This window comes from Nocardioides candidus (genome assembly GCF_041321175.1).
In the GTDB taxonomy this organism is placed as follows: Bacteria; Actinomycetota; Actinomycetes; order Propionibacteriales; family Nocardioidaceae; genus Nocardioides.
In genome coordinates, this window is sequence record NZ_JBGGWC010000002.1 from 321,995 (window position 1) to 336,980 (window position 14,986).

A 14,986-nucleotide genomic window follows, 5' to 3' on the forward strand; every position below is an offset into this window, starting at 1 on the left:
CTCAAGCCGCCCCCGGGAGGCGGAGCCCAGGCCCCGAAGCCGGAACGCGAGAAGGCCGACTGAGATCGTGACGGCCCCTGCCCCGCGAGCGCGTCAGCGCCGCCGGGCCGCTGCTCAGCGGCGCTGTCAGCCACCCGGGCGTTCAGCATTGCCTCATCGCCGTTCCCAGAACTCCTCGGCGTTGTGAATAAGCCTCGCGAACCAGGCTGGCTGACTTACGGAGGCGCAGGCGACCGATATGCCGGCGCGCGCGAGCAGCTGCGCCAGGCCGAGGCGCATCTGAAAACTCTTCAAGGTCATGCCGCCGATCTCACCGAGCTCGCGCAAGCCTGGTACCGGGTGGGTAGGGCGCGCAGCTACGCGCTGCACCTTCCTCCCGGCCGGCGGTTCGCCTCAGCACATGAAGCGATGCGCAACGCCGTCGACATCGGCGAGCGCGTTGGAGACATCGCTCAGCGAGCACGCTGGTGGAGCGGCTTGGGGACAGCGCTGAAGAACCTCGTCACCGACCCCGATGACCCCACGGCCCACGAGCTGAACCTCGAAGAGGCCTTAAAAGCTCACGCGAAGGCAGTCGAGCTGGCCAAGGAATCCTCTGACCATGAACTACTCGCCGCTGTCTTATCAGCTGCCGCCCTCGCCTACCACTACCGCGACCAGGGGGAAAGGCGGGACAACATCGATCGGGCTGTCGCGCTGCTCACCGAGGCGATCGGATGGCGGCTACAGCTCGGGCAGCACGCCGAAGCAGCTATCGCCGCCACCACCTGCGGGATCGTATGGGCATCGCACCCCGACTCCTCCCTCGGCCTGGACCGCGCGATGAGTTGTTATGACCTCGCGCGCCGTCACCTCAACACCGACCACTACCCCGCCCATGCCCGACGGCTCGGCCGAAGCGCGGGTCACGCGGCGCTGCGACAAGGCAAGTGGGACGCAGCCGCCGGTTGGTACGCCCTAGCGTGGGCGGGCGTGCGGCTGGCGATGTCTAGGGCCTCAGATGCAATCGACAGGCGCAACGAACTGGCCGAATACGGTGACGCCTCCAGTCGCCACGTGTACGCATTGGCTCGGGCCGGCCCCTGGCTAAAGCCGTTGCATTGGCTGACGAGTACGCCCTAGCGGCAGCCCTCGCACCCGCACCTGCCCTACCGAACTCATCGGCTGCGCTGCCGGAGGCGAGCCGCGACGCCTTGTGCTACCTCATCGGCTCCGGCGTAGGGTCCGCGGCCGTGCTGACCTGGCAGCGCACAGCGAGCGCCGGGCGGGACCGCGAATACAAGCTCGTCAACCTTCATGAGATCGACGCCGAGCGGCTCAAGAACACCCTCGCGTGGCCACAGCCGCGGCCCGCGCACGGCTCCGGCGTGGTGTCCCAACTCCTAGACGACACCGCCCTCCACGACCGCCCGCTCACCAGCTCGGGTCTCCACTTGCTGAGCACGCAACTGGCCGCTCCCATCGCCCGCGCCTGCGCGGCAGAAGGGATCGATCAAGTGACGCTGATCCCCCTGGGCGTGTTCGCAGACGCCCCCTTGAGCGCCGCATGGGCTCTAGCGGCCTCAGGGCTGCCGACTCTTCCGCTGCCATCCGGCCACGGGCGGACAGCCACGGCGACAGTCGACGCAGTCGGCGTGGCGCCCTCGGCGCGCAGCGTTCGTAACCGAACCCCGGGCACCGCCGCGACCAGACATTCGCACCTGCTCACCGTCAGCGCCCACCAGACCGCCGCCGGTCCGCTGCCCTGGGCACATGCCGAGAGCACCGCGATAGGCCGCCTCTTCCCCGGCACCGCGACACTGCTACGCGGCGCAGACGCCACGGTCGCCGCCGTGCTGAGCTCCATCGCCCACGCAAGCCACGTTCACTTCGCAGGCCACGGCGCTTTCGCCCACGCCGACCCCATGCAGACCTATCTGGAGTGCGTCGACGGACCACTGACTCTGGCGGACCTCATCAGCGCCGGGGCGTTGACCGAAACGAGACTCTTCATCGCTTCAGCCTGCTCGGTCGGGGCGGGAGACACCTTCCGCACACCCGACCAAGCACTCGGACTGCCGACCGTGCTGCTCGACGGACACGGATGCGCACTTGTGGCCCCCATCCGACCTGTTTACGACATCGCCGCGGCCATCTTCGCCATCCGCGCAGCCGAACTCATGTGGAGCACCCCGACCCGCACACCGGCGCAGGCGGTCTGGAGAGCACAAAGCTGGCTCGCCCACACTCAGGTCGGCGACCTTGTTGCATGGGGAGCAGCTCATCCTGCGCTGCACCTCGCGGAGGCGTTCGCCGAAACTGACCCTCGGCTCAGCTGGCTTTCCCGGCCCGACATCTGGGCGCCGTTCACCTATTTCGGCCGCTAGTTGTGATGCCCAGCCAGGTTGTCCAACCGGGTGATGGGTGGGAGGCCACCGAGGGCTGAGTGGGGCCGGTGGTGGTTGTACTGGTGCAGCCATCCTGCCAGCGCTGCGCGTCGGGCGTTCTCAGAGCTGTAGAGCTTCTTGTAGGCCCATCCGTCGTTCAGGGTGCGGTGGAGTCTTTCGATCTTGCCGTTGGTCTGTGGCCGGCGTGGTCGGGTTCGCTTGTGCTTGATGCCTAGGTCGGCGCAGGTGTCGCGCCACAGGAAGGAGACGTATGCAGATCCGTTGTCGGAAAGCACGCGCTCGACGGTGACGCCGCGTTCGGCGAACCAGGCGACTGCGCGGTAGAGCACACCGACCGCGGTCACTGCGGTCTCGTCGTCGTGGCACTCGGCATAGGCGACGCGGGAGTAGTCATCGATCACGGTGTGCACGAAGCAGGTCCCGATCCTCGGATGCCGGTCGGCGGTGGTGAGACGAGTGCGGTTCCGGGTCGCTTGCCGGTTGCGCTCACCTTGTTCTACTCCGACGAACCGCCAGCCGCCGCCGTCGGGGATGCTGCCCAGCTTCTTCACATCTACGTGGATCAACTCACCGGGGCGCTCCCATTCGTAGCGGCGGGCGGGTTCCCCGGTGACCCGGTCGATGTGGGATAGCCGGTTGAGCCGGCAGCGGGTCAACACCGCGTGCACGGTCGAGGCCGGCATTCCGAGCTTCGCAGCGATCGGGACCGGTCCGAGGCGTTGCTTCCAGCGCAGGTGCACGATCTTGCGCACGACCGGCTGCGGGGTCTTGGCGTGCTGGGTGTGCCGGGCCGAGGTCCGGTCGACCATCCCTGCTGGCCCTTCGTCACGGTAGCGCTGGGACCACTTCGCTGCGGTGCGCCAGGAAACATTGAAGAACTCAGCTGCTCGAGATGGTGGCCAGCCGTCATCGACGATCAGCCGCGCCAGGCGCAGTCGGTGTTTCGGGGTCAGTGCCGCGTTAGCGTGAGCCATGAAGGCCTCCTCGTGGGTGGAAGTCCTAGACAGCTCCACTCCACATCCGGGAAGCCTTCACCTATCTACGGCTCGCCGTACCCGATCGCACAACGTGCCTGGGCATCACAGTAGTACCGCCGCGACAACTCGGTTCGAGCCGAACCTGCTCGGTCATCCCCGCGGATGAGAATGAGGAATGATGTTCGAACACGTCGAGCAGCGCCTCGGAGTACGCTGCTCAACCCATCACTCTCCAAGGCCGTGCTTTAGCCGACCAGCCTCGCGCAGCCACGGGCGGCCGGTTGCGTCACGCCGATCGACGATTGTCTCGAAGCAGTTCCGAAATCAGTTCGGCGGCCGACGCGCTCTCTGCGGCGTCCTGGTCTTCGGCAGGAGCATCCGCGTACACGTCCGGGATTGAGGCTTGCGCCACGAGCCTCTCGCCGTCCCGCGTCAACTCCTCCTGCACGCGCTCAAGAAGGTCGGTACGCCACGGGGCGATCGGCTGATGGGTGCTTGCGACGTAAGCCACGTCATCACCCTCGGCCACGTCGCTCCAGTCAAACGCGGCGAGACCCGCACCAAGCATGAGGGCGTACTGCTCCTCGGTGACCTTCTCGATGTCGGCATCGGTTTCCCGAACGGCCGCGTCTGTCGAGGCACGCAGGTAGGTCATCGCAAGTTCGATGATGGCCTCGGGGGAAGGATCGGGCGTTGCGGTCGTAGTCACGTCGCCGTCTACGCCACGAACGCGCTTGAACATGCGGCGCCGGGACGCGGCAGCACTTCGCGTGCCGCCTGCCCGTCCGCCAGCGCGAACACGAGACGATGATCCCACGGCTGCCTCCTTACCTCACACGATAGGGGCGCGTTTGAACGCCGCCAATGCTTTCCAGAAAGCGATCACATTCCCGACCAGGAGGCAGGCAACCACGACAAGCAGTACCAGCAGAAGACCGCCTTCGATCCACAGTGCGATCTCGATCCCGCGCGGTGCAGGGAAGTCGGTCGGCGGCTCGCTGAGGTGCCCGCTCCGAGCGCGGGCGGCGCTGGTGGACCACACGGCCAACAGTACGGACAAAGTGATGGACGCGGCCGCCGCCACACCGCTTCCGATGCGGGCCACAAGAGGGCCGCGCACTCCCTTCGATTGGTGGGCAACGAAGAACGACGCACCCAGAAGACCAGGGAGAGCCAACACCAGGGACGCCAGATTCTGGCCAGGAAACGCAACGAACTTGTCCCCGAACGAGCCGACGGCGACAACGGCGAGAAGCGCGAAGAGCAACCTCGCAAAGGCGCTTCCCAGTTGGCCCATGGGTTGCTCGCGAACACCGAGTTCGAGAAGTAGTCCGTTGCGTGCCCGCCGATCCGCACCGATGCGTCGCAGGTGAAGGTGTGCCAGCCCCCGGGAGTCGGGTTCCATGCCGCGAGCGCGGGCACTGCTGGCGCCGAACGGCGCAACATCGAATTTGCGGACGCGTTGCTGCTGGGCGACACCGGCTGCGATGCGCCGCGAGCACGCTACCGAGGACACGTAGTGAAGGTCGGGGGCGTGCATCCTGAAGTGGTAGCTCTGCGCCCACAACGCGACGTCGATGTTGAACCGAAGCTCTTGAGGAAGGCGCCCGGCGAGAAGTCGCACATGCTCACCGAATCCGCCGCCGGAGAGCTCGACCCGACTGACGTCGCGAACAACTTCCACTGCGGTGAACTCCGACTCGGTGTGGCACGGGACGAGGAGTGGACGTCGCCCGCACAGGAAGAACAACGACTGGAGGAAATCGTTTTGGTCGCGAGTCAATGTCTGGTCGGGTGAGGCTGTCAGCAGGGCTTGGCGCAGCGCACTAGCGATGGCCGTGGCAACCTCGCGAGACTCCGACGGCACGAGCTCGCACACGCGGTCAACGAGTTCGGGGCGAACACCCGACAGGTCGATCACCGCGGCTTGGGCCCTCAACATGGTTCGCAACGCCGTGATGGTTTCTGCCCTGCCGAGGACGAGCGGGATCACGCCATCGGTGTCTTCGATCGCGATCAGATCGTCGAGCTGTCCGACGGGAAGGAAGGCGATGGGGAACAGGAAGTCGGCGTGCGGCGTCCGGACCTCGAACTTGGTGTGCCTGCGGACCTGCTCTTCGCGAAGGTCGACGTACTCGGAGATGCGGACGATGTGCTGGGTCGGGTTGAAGACGAGCGCCAGCGTGGTCGCGAGCGAAGAGGGCCCGAGGAAGGCATCGAAGTCCCGCCGCGGAGCTTGATTTCCCACGACTGTTCCGGGCGCGCATTCGGTTGCCCCGGGCGCCGCCGCGGCTGCCCCGGGTCGGTCCGCGGTCACGGTATGCGTCTCCTGCCGAGCCAACTGGAGGCAGGTCGACTCCACAGTCGGCGCGGCGCCTTCACAGCAGCCCGCGATCTTGGAGACGAACCAGCACCTCGTTTGCCGCTGCCGTCAAGGCCGGCAGATCGTCCGCGGCAAACCACCCCTGCCCGCTGATCTCGAAGCTTCGGGTCCGGCTCGCCCCGTCACCTTGAGCCGTCAGGCTGAAGACGTGTTCGTAGTGGCGCGCCCACGGCTGGCGGTACTCCATGACGTGCTCGAGATCAGCGGGATCACACGAGACCTTGGTCTCCTCCCGCAGTTCGCGCGCGGCACCGACCGCTGGGTCTTCCATGGGGTTCAAGAAGCCGCCAGGCAACCCCCACTTGCCCCGTTCGCGACGCCGTTCCCGCACCAACAAGAACTCGTCGCGATCGTTGCGCACCCAGACCAGCGCCCCATGGCTGTACCACGCACGGGCGGGCATCGACGCGACGCGAATCAAGCGGGTACCGAGTCCTGTAGGCTTTGGGGTGGGGCGCTGCAACGACACGGCGACTTCCTTGGCTGAACGGACTCCTATCGGCGCAGCCGCGGACACCCGGGACGTTCTTGACGCCCGCAAGATTACACCGAGGCCGGTCTGCTGCCGCGCAATCACACCTCTAACGTCAAGAAAGTTCTGACAGCCCGCCCCGGCCGCCAGCAGGTGCCCCGTGCCAGCTGATCCGAACCCCTCAATGCGCACCTTGCAGGTTCAGCACGACGACGCCAACCACGATCAACGCGAGACCGCAGACCTTCACCACGTCCCAAGACTCTCCGAGCCACATCGCGCCCACAAAGGCGATAGCGGCGGTGCCGACCCCGGACCACAAGGCGTAGGCCGTCGAAACCGGCAAGCGCTGCACCACCACCGCCAGCAGCCAGATCGACGCCGCATAACCAGCGATCACCACAGCACTCCACAAGGGGTCGCGGAACCCGGCGGTGCGCGGCAGCGCCGAAGTCGCAACTACTTCTATCGCGATCGCTGCCAGGAGCAACCCGAACGCGGCGTACATGATCAAAACCCTTCACTTGTAGCATCTGCTACACACGAACGTAGCACATGCTACAGTCATGGTCATGGCCGCGAGCTCAGAGCGTCGTGAGGAGTGGACCCCCGCAGCCACTGACTACGTCCTCGCGCACGGGCTCATCGGCCTCAGCCTCCGCCCGCTCGCGGCCGCGCTCGGCACCAGCGACCGCATGCTGCTCTACCACTTCGACACCAAGGACGACCTGGTGGCGGCCGTGCTTTTCGAATCCAACGCCCGTGCGGTCCAAGCCGTCGAGGCACTCCCCCGGTCTGTCGACCTTCGCGCAGCCGTGCGCGATCTGTGGTCGGTCGCGAACTCGGCCGAGTTCGAGCCCTGCTCACGGCTTTACGTCGAGGCGGCAGCACTCGGCCTCCTCGGCCGCGAGCCCTACGTCTCCGTCGTTCGAGAGGCCAACAAGCGCTGGTTGGGATGCTTCGTCGCCCATCTGATCAAGTCCGACGTACCCCGTCCGATAGCCAAGCGTGCCGCGACAGTGATCGGCGCGGCCTTCCTCGGCCTCCAACTCGACGCGCCGCTCGACATCAGCGGCGCCGCCCGACGACGCGCTGTGGCCGATCTCGCCGACGCCGTCGCGGCGCTCGGAGGCTAGCTGCTCTGATCACGGATGTTAGGTACGGCGTGCCTGCAGGACGATGACGAAGACCTCCGGGTGAGGGGTGAAGCGACCAAGCATTCACTCGCCCACGAAACTCCGGAGGTCTTCGTGTCCCACGCTAACGCCCAACTGACTCCTGCCGGTCGTCTGCGCCTGGCAGCTCGTCGTGGACAAGGGGTGGCCGCTGCGTCGCCCCGCCGAACGCTGGAACTATTCGGTGACCACAGCGAAGCGGTGGGCCGACCGCTACCGCGACCAGCGCCGGGCCGGCATGGCCGACCGGTCCTCACACCCGAACACCTCACCGCGACGCACCCCGGCGCGGGTCGAGCGGCGAGTGCTCGAGCTGCGGGTCTGTCGACGTGGGGGACCAGCGCGTTCGCCTATCACCTGTGGATGGCGGTCTCCACGGTGCACAAGATCCTGCGCCGCTACGGCTGCCCGCCGCTGGCCTGGATCGATCCTGCGACCCGGGGTCCGGATCAAATGGGCCCGACGCAAGATCAACTCCGACGTGCACGAGGCGCCCGGCGACCCGATCCACGTCGACATCAAGAAACTCGGCCGCATACCCGACGGCGGCGGCTCGCGCATCCAGGGACGCCAACAGGGCAAGAAGAACGCCGGCAGGACCAAGTCCGGTTACTGGTACATCCACAACGCCGTCGAAGACTGCACCCGCCTGGGATACAGCGAACTCCTAACCGACGAGAAGAAGGAGACCGCGGCTGAGTTCTGGCAGCGTGCCCGCGCCTACTTCGAGGCTGCGGGCATCGTGGTCAAGCGGGTCCTGACACGACAACGGCGCCTCCTACCGATCCAAGCCCTTCGCCGCACCTCTCGGCGACGCGATCCCCCACAAGCGCACCGGGGCCCCGTACCGGCCCCAGACCAACGGCAAGGTCGAGCGGTACAACCGCACCATGCTCGAGGAGTGGGCCTACGCCCGGCCGTATGCCTCAGAATCCGAGCGCGCTGCCTCCTTCGGCGACTGGCTGCACCTACTATCACCACTGCCGCCACACCGCCCTCAAGGGCGAGTCGCCAGCCGACCTCGTACCAAACTTGTTGGGACAGAACAATTAGCCGCCGATGGGCGGGCGTTCGACCACCTTACGAACTGGTTCCGCCGGCGAAGCGGCTGTGAAGCGGTGCTGATCGCGCGAGGTGCCTGCGCGTCGCGTCCTGCAGAAGTTCGGCAATCTCTTCGCCGTCGGTGATCCGCAGGGGGATCGTGACGACGAGACGGAGTCCTCGACGGCCGCACGGCGTACGGGGACCTGCCGATACGAGTGCGCTCAGAGGGACCGCAGTTGGCGGTTGCCATCATCAGATCGAAGATGGCACCTGTGATTTAGGCTGCGTCCGTCCACACCGTTCGATCATTGATGAACTTGGCAAAGCACCAGTCACCTGTACCGTCCGGCTCCAGCCATGTGCCTTCATGATGGACGCGACAGTGCGAAGAGTGTCAGGGGCGGCGAGATCTGTGCGGAACGTCAGGGCAGTCGAGGCCGTTCCGTCGTCCTCGGCACCACTCCCCGCGCGCCGCCATCACGTCCCAACGGGGTTAACGCCATCAGGACGGAGCTCGAGCTGTCACGGACTCGGCTTTAACTGCCGCCCTCTTACCTCCTCGTGTAGCCGGGTGCTGGCAGCGAGCTTGGCGGCTTGACCTCCGCCACACGCGACCGCTGGTCGGCCTCGCGCTGAGCCGGGTCGCCCGGTATCTGCCATCGGTGACGTTGCGGCGCAGCTCGCGGCTCGCCGTCGACTTGTCGAACCCGATCACCGACGCGATTTCGCTCACCGTGAGGCGCTCGCGCTTGAGATGAGCGATTTCTTCACGATCTGCCATGATCAGCCTTCGGCCGTGGCGAAGCCTCGCCCACGGCGACGCGGGCTCGCGGACAGCACGGAGCATCATCACACCGCCCGATGCTGCAAACCATCGATACCCACCGGCCTAGACACGCTGACTTCTGCCGCAGCGTCGGTGACCGAGAGGCGAACCGCCACGTGCCGCCAGAACGCCTTCTGCTTCTCACGCGGCCAGGCAGGACGGCCGATCAAGACACCTCGATCAGATCAAGGCGTTGCACTCCCGCTCGAGTTCAAGGGCGTCCGTCGTCTCACCCAGCCGCGCGCTGCCTTCTCTCCGCACACCAGCACCGCCCCCGGCCGGACGCTTGCGGCGTCGCGGACAGGACCGGCAGTTGCGAGCGCGAGGACTCTGGTCCACGACGGTGTTGCCGGCCGGCACGTTGCTCGTGTCGCGAACATGACGCATCCCGGCTGCCACGCCAGTGCCCGAGAGGGACATGCGCCATCGCCGCCCGCTGTGCGCTGCGTCGCCATCAGCCTGACCCCGAGACCGGTCTCTTCGCGCCTCACAAACGGCACACAGCTGGCACACCCGGGGTGTTGCGGCACGTGCCGGCGTGGTGCGGCATGGCACATCCCGACCTGACAGATTCCCGCCAGCACGCCAGCCTACGAAAGCGACATCCCGAGCTAAAGGCGCGCTGACCTGGGCAAACACTGCAATCAGAGCTGCGACTGGATGCCCGAGAGGAGCTGGCGGGCCATGACGATGCGCTGCACCTGGTTGGTGCCCTCGTAGATCTGGGTGATCTTCGCGTCGCGCATCATCCGCTCGACCGGGTAGTCGCGGGTGTAGCCGTAGCCGCCGAGCACCTGGACGGCGTCGGTCGTGACCTCCATCGCGGCGTCGGAGGCGAAGGCCTTGGCCGCCGCGCCGAAGAACATCAGGTCCTTGTCGCCGCGCTCGGAGCGACCGGCCGCGGCGTACGTGAGCTGCCGGGCGGCCTCGACCTTCATGCCCATGTCGGCCAGCAGGAACTGCAGGCCCTGGTTGTCGGCGATCGGGCGGCCGAACTGCTGGCGCTCCTTGGCGTAGCCCAGCGCGTAGTCCAGCGCACCCTGCGCGACCCCGACGGCCTGGGCGGCGATCGTGATCCGGGTGTGGTCGAGGGTCTGCATGGCGTACTCGAAGCCCTTGCCCTCCTCCCCGATCAGCCGGTCGGCGGGGATCCGGACCTTGTCGAGGTAGACCTCGCGCGTCGGACTGCCCTTGATGCCGAGCTTCTTCTCCGGCGCGCCGAAGGAGACACCTTCGTCGGACTTCTCCACCACGAAGGCCGAGATGCCCTTCGTGCGGGAGTCGGGGTCGGTGGTGGCGAGGACCGTGTAGTACTCCGAGACGCCGGCGTTGGTGATCCAGCGCTTCACGCCGTCGAGCACGTAGAAGTCGCCGTCACGCACCGCCCGGGTCTTCTGGTTCGCCGCGTCGGAGCCCGCATCGGGCTCCGAGAGGCAGTAGGAGAAGCCGCCCTCACCGCGGGCGAGCGCGCCGAGGTACTTCGCCTTGAGCTCCTCCGAGCCGCCGATCAGCACCGGCAGGGAGCCCAGCTTGTTGACCGCCGGGATCAGCGAGGACGACACGCACGCCCGCGCGACCTCCTCGATGACGATCACGGTCGCGAGCGCGTCGGCACCGGCGCCGCCGTACTCCTCGGGCACGTGAGGGGCGTGGAAGTCCGCCGCCAGCAGGGCGTCGGCCGCCTCCTGGGGGTAGCGGGCCTGCTCGTCGACCTCGGTCGCGTAGGGCGCGACCTTGTCGTCGCAGATCGCGCGCACGGCCTCGCGGATCGCCTGGTGCTCCTCGGAGAGGCCGTAGTAGGGGAAGTCAGCGTTGCTCACGTCCCGATAGTAGGAAGTCCTACTTGTTGCCGACGACTCGGCTGCGCCCCCGAGACGCTCGTTGTGAGCGACCTCACGCGCCGGTCACGACCCGCGGCGCTCGCGCTGGAACCACTGCTGCGAGGGACAGACGTCCATCACCATCGGCACGCCGGCCTCGGTCGTACGGCGGAACGCCTCCTCGTCGACCACGCCCATCTGGAACCACACGCCGCCGGCCCCGATCTTCACGGCCTGGTCGGCGAACTCGCCGGCCGCCTCGGAGCGCCGGAACACGTCCACGACGTCGATCGGGAAGGGCACCTCGTCGAGCGAGGCGTAGACCAGCTCGCCGAGCACGGTGCGCTCCCCGTCCGCGCTCGGGTGGATCGGCACGATCCGCTTGCCGCGCTGCTGGAGCTCCTGGGCGATCGAGTAGGCGGTGCGCCAGGGGTCACCCCCGAGGCCGACGACGGCCCAGACCTGCCCGTCGTCGAGCATCCGGTCGATCGTGGCCCGGTCCTTCCACGCTGCGCTCATGCTGGGTCAATACCCAGCCGGCCGCGGTTCTTCCCGCGTCACCCCGCGGAGGCGTCGCGGACGACCGCGCCCTTCTCCTGGGCAGTGGCCTTGAGCTCGGCCTGGAAGGCCGTCATCCGCTCCTGCAGCACGGGGTCGCTCGCGCCGAGGATGCGTACGGCGAGCAGGCCGGCGTTGCGCGCGCCGCCGACCGCGACCGTGGCGACCGGCACCCCGGCCGGCATCTGCACGATGGAGAGCAGGGAGTCCATCCCGTCGAGGTACTTCAGCGGCACGGGCACACCGATCACCGGGAGCGGCGTGACCGCCGCGAGCATGCCGGGCAGGTGGGCCGCGCCACCCGCGCCGGCGATGATCACCGAGAGCCCGCGCCCGGCGGCCTGCTTGCCGTAGTCGAGCATCTCCTGCGGCATCCGGTGGGCGGAGACGACGTCGGCCTCGTAGGCCACGCCGAACTCGGCCAGCGCCTCGGCGGCGGCCTGCATCACCGGCCAGTCGGAGTCGGAGCCCATCACGATGCCCACCCGTGCAGTCATGGCCGAAGGCTATCGAGCGTCGGCCGCACGGCCGCGGCTGGTCGTGCCCGCTCATCCTGAGGTGCCGCGACCCGGCACCTCAGGCCGAGGCGCGGCACCCCTCGTCGTACCTAGCGTCGTCGGCATGTCACCACTGCTGTTGTCGGACCCGCTCGTGTCCGCGCTCCCCGTCGCCGAGAACGGCGAGCCTCTGGTCGAGCTGCACCCCGGCATCGCGCCCGGCGGGGCGCGGGTGCGGGCGGCGCTCGCCGACCGGCTCTATCGCGCCGACCTGTCCCTGCCCCCCGGCATCCGGCTCCTCGTCGTCGAGGGGCACCGCAGCGCCGCCGACCAGCAGCGCATCATCGACGCCTACACCGCCCAGGTGCGGGCCGCCCACCCGGGCGCGACGGGTCCCGAGCTCGATCGCCTGGTCAGCCGGTTCGTCGCTCCGATCGACGTGGCGCCGCACGTCGCGGGCGCGGCCGTCGACCTGACCCTGGTCGACGAGTCCGGGCAGCAGCTCGACCTCGGGACCACGATCGACGCGACACCCGAGGAGAGCCGAGGGCGCTGCTACTTCGCCGCACCCGACATCTCCCTGGAGGCCCGTGCGCTGCGCCTGGTCCTCGGCGACGCGCTCACCTCGGCGGGCCTGGTCAACTACCCGACCGAGTGGTGGCACTGGAGCTACGGCGACCGCTACTGGGCCCTGATGACCGGAGCCGCCCGCGCGCACTACGGCGCGGTCGGGTCCCGCGTGCCGGCGGGTGCGGTCCGGTGACCGCGCTGACCCTGGACCGCGCTCTCGACCTGCGGGGGCGCGGCGCCGCCCTCCAGGTGGACGCGTCGGCGATCGCGGCCAACAGCCGCCTCTTCGCGGAGCGCTCCGGCGGGGCCCTGATGGCCGTCGTCAAGGCCGACGGGTTCGGGCACGGGGCCGCCCTGGTCGCGCGGACCGCGCTGCGCCACGGGGCGTCGTGGCTCGGCGTCACGAGCCTCGACGAGGCGGTCGCGCTCCGCCTCGCCGGCATCGAGGCACCGGTCCTCAGCTGGCTCAACCCGGTGGCGAGCGACTTCCGGGCCGCGGTCCTGCACCACGTCGACGTGGCCGTGCCGGGGCCGGCGCACCTGGCCGCGGTCGCCGGCGCCGCGCGGACGACGGGCCGGCCGGCGCGCGTCCACCTCCATCTCGACGTCGGGCTGGCCCGCGACGGCGCCGCCCCGGCGGACTGGGCACGCCTGTGCCACGCCGCGCGGAGGGCCGAGCGCGAGGGCACCGTTCGGGTGGTCGGCGTGATGGGCCACCTGGCCCGCGGCGACGAACCGGGGCACGAGGCCAACCGCGCCGCACGCGACCGGTTCGCCTGGGGCATCGGGGTCGCCCGTCGCCACGGGCTCCGCCCGCCCCTGCGGCACCTGGCGGCGACCGCCGCCACCCTGACCGACCCGCTCAGCCGCCACACGCTCTGCCGCGTCGGCGCCGGCCTGGTCGGCATCGACCCGAGCGGCACGACGCCGCTGCGCCCGGCGCTGACTCTCACGGCCCCGGTCGTCTCGGTGCGCGACGTCGTCGCGGGCACCCCGGTCGGCTACGGGCACACCTGGGCCACTGCTCGAGGGACCCGGCTGGCCCTGCTCCCCCTCGGCTACGCCGACGGACTCCCCCGGACCGCGTCCGGGCGGGCCGAGGTGCTCGTCCGCGGACGTCGCTGTGCCGTCGTCGGCCGGATCTCCATGGACCAGGTCGTCGTCGACGTGGGGTCCGCACCGGTGGTGGCCGGCGAGATCGCCACCGTCTTCGGACCGGGCAGCGAGGGCGAGCCGACCGTCGCCGAGTGGGCAGGCTGGTCGGGCACCATCGAGCACGAGATCGTCACCGGCATCGGCGCGCGGGTGCGGCGATGAGGACCGACCGGCTCCGCGTCGCCGTCGTCGGCGGCGGCGCCAACAGCGAGCACGAGGTGTCCCTGGCCTCGGCCGCCGCGGTGCGGACGGCGCTCGGGACGTCGTACGACGTCGTGCCGATCACCCTCACCCGCTGCGGCGGCTGGCAGGACCGCGAGGGACGGCCGCTCGGCGTGCTGGGCGCGGTCGCGCTGCTCTCCTCCTGCGACGTCGTCTTCCCCGCCGTCCACGGACCCGGCGGGGAGGATGGCGCGATCGCCGCGCTGTGCGCGCTCGCCGGGCTGCCGTGCGTGGGCTCGCCCGCATCGGCCGGCGCGACCGCGATGGACAAGCACCTCACCAAGCTGGTCGCCGCGGCCGCGGGCATCGACGTGGCCGCGGGTGTGCTGCTCTCCCCCGCGACCGCCGGCGACTACCGCTGGTCCGGACCCGTCGTCGTCAAGCCGGTCGCCGCGGGCTCCAGCCAGGGCGTCTCGCTCGTGGCGGCCGCGGCCGACCTGGAGGCCGCGCTCAAGGAGGCCTTCGTCCACGACGACCGGGTGCTGGTGGAGGAGGTCGTGCACGGGCGCGAGATCGACGTCGCCGTCCTCGGCGGCCGCGACGGCGAGCGGCTGGTCGCGCCCCCGCTCGAGATCGTGGGCCCCGGGATCTTCGACTACGCCACGAAGTACGACGGCTCAGCCGACCTCCGCGTGCCGGCGGCTGTCACCCCCGACGAGGAGGCGTCGCTCGCGGCTGCCGCGGTCCGGATGTACGACGCCCTGGGCTGCCGCGGCCTGGCGCGCATCGACTTCTTCCTCACGGCGGAGGGTCCGGTGCTGCTGGAGGTCAACACGATGCCGGGCCTGACCGAGCACTCGCAGGCACCGCGGATGTTCGCGGCGGCGGGCATCGCCTACCCCGACCTCCTCGGCCGCATGGTCGCGGACGCGGTGAGGTGATCCGCCGGACCGACGGGTC

Annotated in this window: 15 protein-coding genes and 1 pseudogene; 7 read left to right on the forward strand and 9 right to left on the reverse strand. The window is 69.1% G+C overall.

Annotated features, from left to right (window positions below; genetic code table 11):
• The first annotated feature begins 183 nt into the window (after positions 1-183).
• The gene (locus tag ACAX67_RS11250) at positions 184-1,122 is read left to right on the forward strand and encodes a hypothetical protein (RefSeq protein ID WP_370703938.1); all 939 of its coding nucleotides are present in this window, start codon (positions 184-186) and stop codon (positions 1,120-1,122) included.
• 110 nt (positions 1,123-1,232) lie between these two features.
• Complete coding sequence (locus ACAX67_RS11255) at positions 1,233-2,366, forward strand: CHAT domain-containing protein (protein WP_370703939.1); 1,134 nt, start codon at positions 1,233-1,235, stop codon at positions 2,364-2,366.
• Here the strand turns inward: ACAX67_RS11255 and ACAX67_RS11260 are convergent.
• The 5 genes from ACAX67_RS11260 to ACAX67_RS11280 form a co-directional block, all read right to left on the reverse strand.
• Complete coding sequence (locus tag ACAX67_RS11260) at positions 2,363-3,361, reverse strand: IS481 family transposase (RefSeq protein ID WP_370704533.1); 999 nt, start codon at positions 3,359-3,361, stop codon at positions 2,363-2,365. The two genes, ACAX67_RS11255 and ACAX67_RS11260, sit on opposite strands and share 4 nt — an antisense overlap.
• A 289-nt stretch (positions 3,362-3,650) precedes the next feature.
• Complete coding sequence (locus ACAX67_RS11265) at positions 3,651-4,073, reverse strand: hypothetical protein (protein WP_370703940.1); 423 nt, start codon at positions 4,071-4,073, stop codon at positions 3,651-3,653.
• Positions 4,074-4,196: 123 nt separating this feature from the next.
• Positions 4,197-5,681 (reverse strand): hypothetical protein, encoded by a 1,485-nt coding sequence (locus ACAX67_RS11270; protein WP_370703941.1) that lies wholly within the window; start codon positions 5,679-5,681, stop codon positions 4,197-4,199.
• A gap of 61 nt (positions 5,682-5,742) precedes the next feature.
• On the reverse strand, positions 5,743-6,216 hold the full coding sequence (locus ACAX67_RS11275) for an NUDIX hydrolase (protein WP_370703942.1): 474 nt from the start codon (positions 6,214-6,216) through the stop codon (positions 5,743-5,745).
• Positions 6,217-6,400: 184 nt separating this feature from the next.
• Positions 6,401-6,727: a DMT family transporter gene (locus tag ACAX67_RS11280; protein WP_370703943.1), complete on the reverse strand. Its 327-nt coding sequence runs from the start codon at positions 6,725-6,727 to the stop codon at positions 6,401-6,403.
• 64 nt (positions 6,728-6,791) lie between these two features.
• Between ACAX67_RS11280 and ACAX67_RS11285 the strand changes: the two genes are divergently transcribed.
• Together ACAX67_RS11285 and ACAX67_RS11290 are read left to right on the forward strand one after the other, a co-directional pair.
• Positions 6,792-7,355 carry a TetR/AcrR family transcriptional regulator gene (locus tag ACAX67_RS11285; protein ID WP_370703944.1) on the forward strand — a complete coding sequence of 188 codons (564 nt, stop codon included), beginning with the start codon at positions 6,792-6,794 and terminating at the stop codon, positions 7,353-7,355.
• Positions 7,356-7,469: 114 nt separating this feature from the next.
• Positions 7,470-8,447 (forward strand): annotated as a pseudogene (locus tag ACAX67_RS11290) (IS481 family transposase).
• A gap of 493 nt (positions 8,448-8,940) precedes the next feature.
• On the opposite strand, the gene ACAX67_RS11295 reads toward ACAX67_RS11290, so the two are convergent.
• From ACAX67_RS11295 to purE, 4 genes are all read right to left on the reverse strand, one after another.
• A complete protein-coding gene (locus ACAX67_RS11295; protein WP_370704534.1) occupies positions 8,941-9,288 on the reverse strand; it encodes a helix-turn-helix domain-containing protein in 348 nt (115 codons plus the stop codon).
• A gap of 620 nt (positions 9,289-9,908) precedes the next feature.
• Positions 9,909-11,084: an acyl-CoA dehydrogenase family protein gene (locus ACAX67_RS11300; protein WP_370703945.1), complete on the reverse strand. Its 1,176-nt coding sequence runs from the start codon at positions 11,082-11,084 to the stop codon at positions 9,909-9,911.
• A gap of 84 nt (positions 11,085-11,168) precedes the next feature.
• Positions 11,169-11,603, reverse strand: a complete 435-nt coding sequence (locus ACAX67_RS11305; protein WP_370703946.1) for a CoA-binding protein — start codon at positions 11,601-11,603, stop codon at positions 11,169-11,171.
• Positions 11,604-11,641: 38 nt separating this feature from the next.
• Positions 11,642-12,139, reverse strand: a complete 498-nt coding sequence (purE, locus tag ACAX67_RS11310) for a 5-(carboxyamino)imidazole ribonucleotide mutase (protein WP_370703947.1) — start codon at positions 12,137-12,139, stop codon at positions 11,642-11,644.
• 124 nt (positions 12,140-12,263) lie between these two features.
• Between purE and ACAX67_RS11315 the strand changes: the two genes are divergently transcribed.
• From ACAX67_RS11315 to ACAX67_RS11325, 3 genes are read left to right on the forward strand one after another with little or no spacing between them, the layout of a single operon-like run.
• Positions 12,264-12,902 carry a M15 family metallopeptidase gene (locus ACAX67_RS11315; protein WP_370703948.1) on the forward strand — a complete coding sequence of 213 codons (639 nt, stop codon included), beginning with the start codon at positions 12,264-12,266 and terminating at the stop codon, positions 12,900-12,902.
• The gene (gene alr / locus ACAX67_RS11320) at positions 12,899-14,026 is read left to right on the forward strand and encodes an alanine racemase (RefSeq protein ID WP_370703949.1); all 1,128 of its coding nucleotides are present in this window, start codon (positions 12,899-12,901) and stop codon (positions 14,024-14,026) included. Before ACAX67_RS11315 ends, alr begins: the two co-directional genes overlap by 4 nt.
• On the forward strand, positions 14,023-14,967 hold the full coding sequence (locus ACAX67_RS11325; protein ID WP_370703950.1) for a D-alanine--D-alanine ligase family protein: 945 nt from the start codon (positions 14,023-14,025) through the stop codon (positions 14,965-14,967). Before alr ends, ACAX67_RS11325 begins: the two co-directional genes overlap by 4 nt.
• Positions 14,968-14,986: the final 19 nt, after the last annotated feature.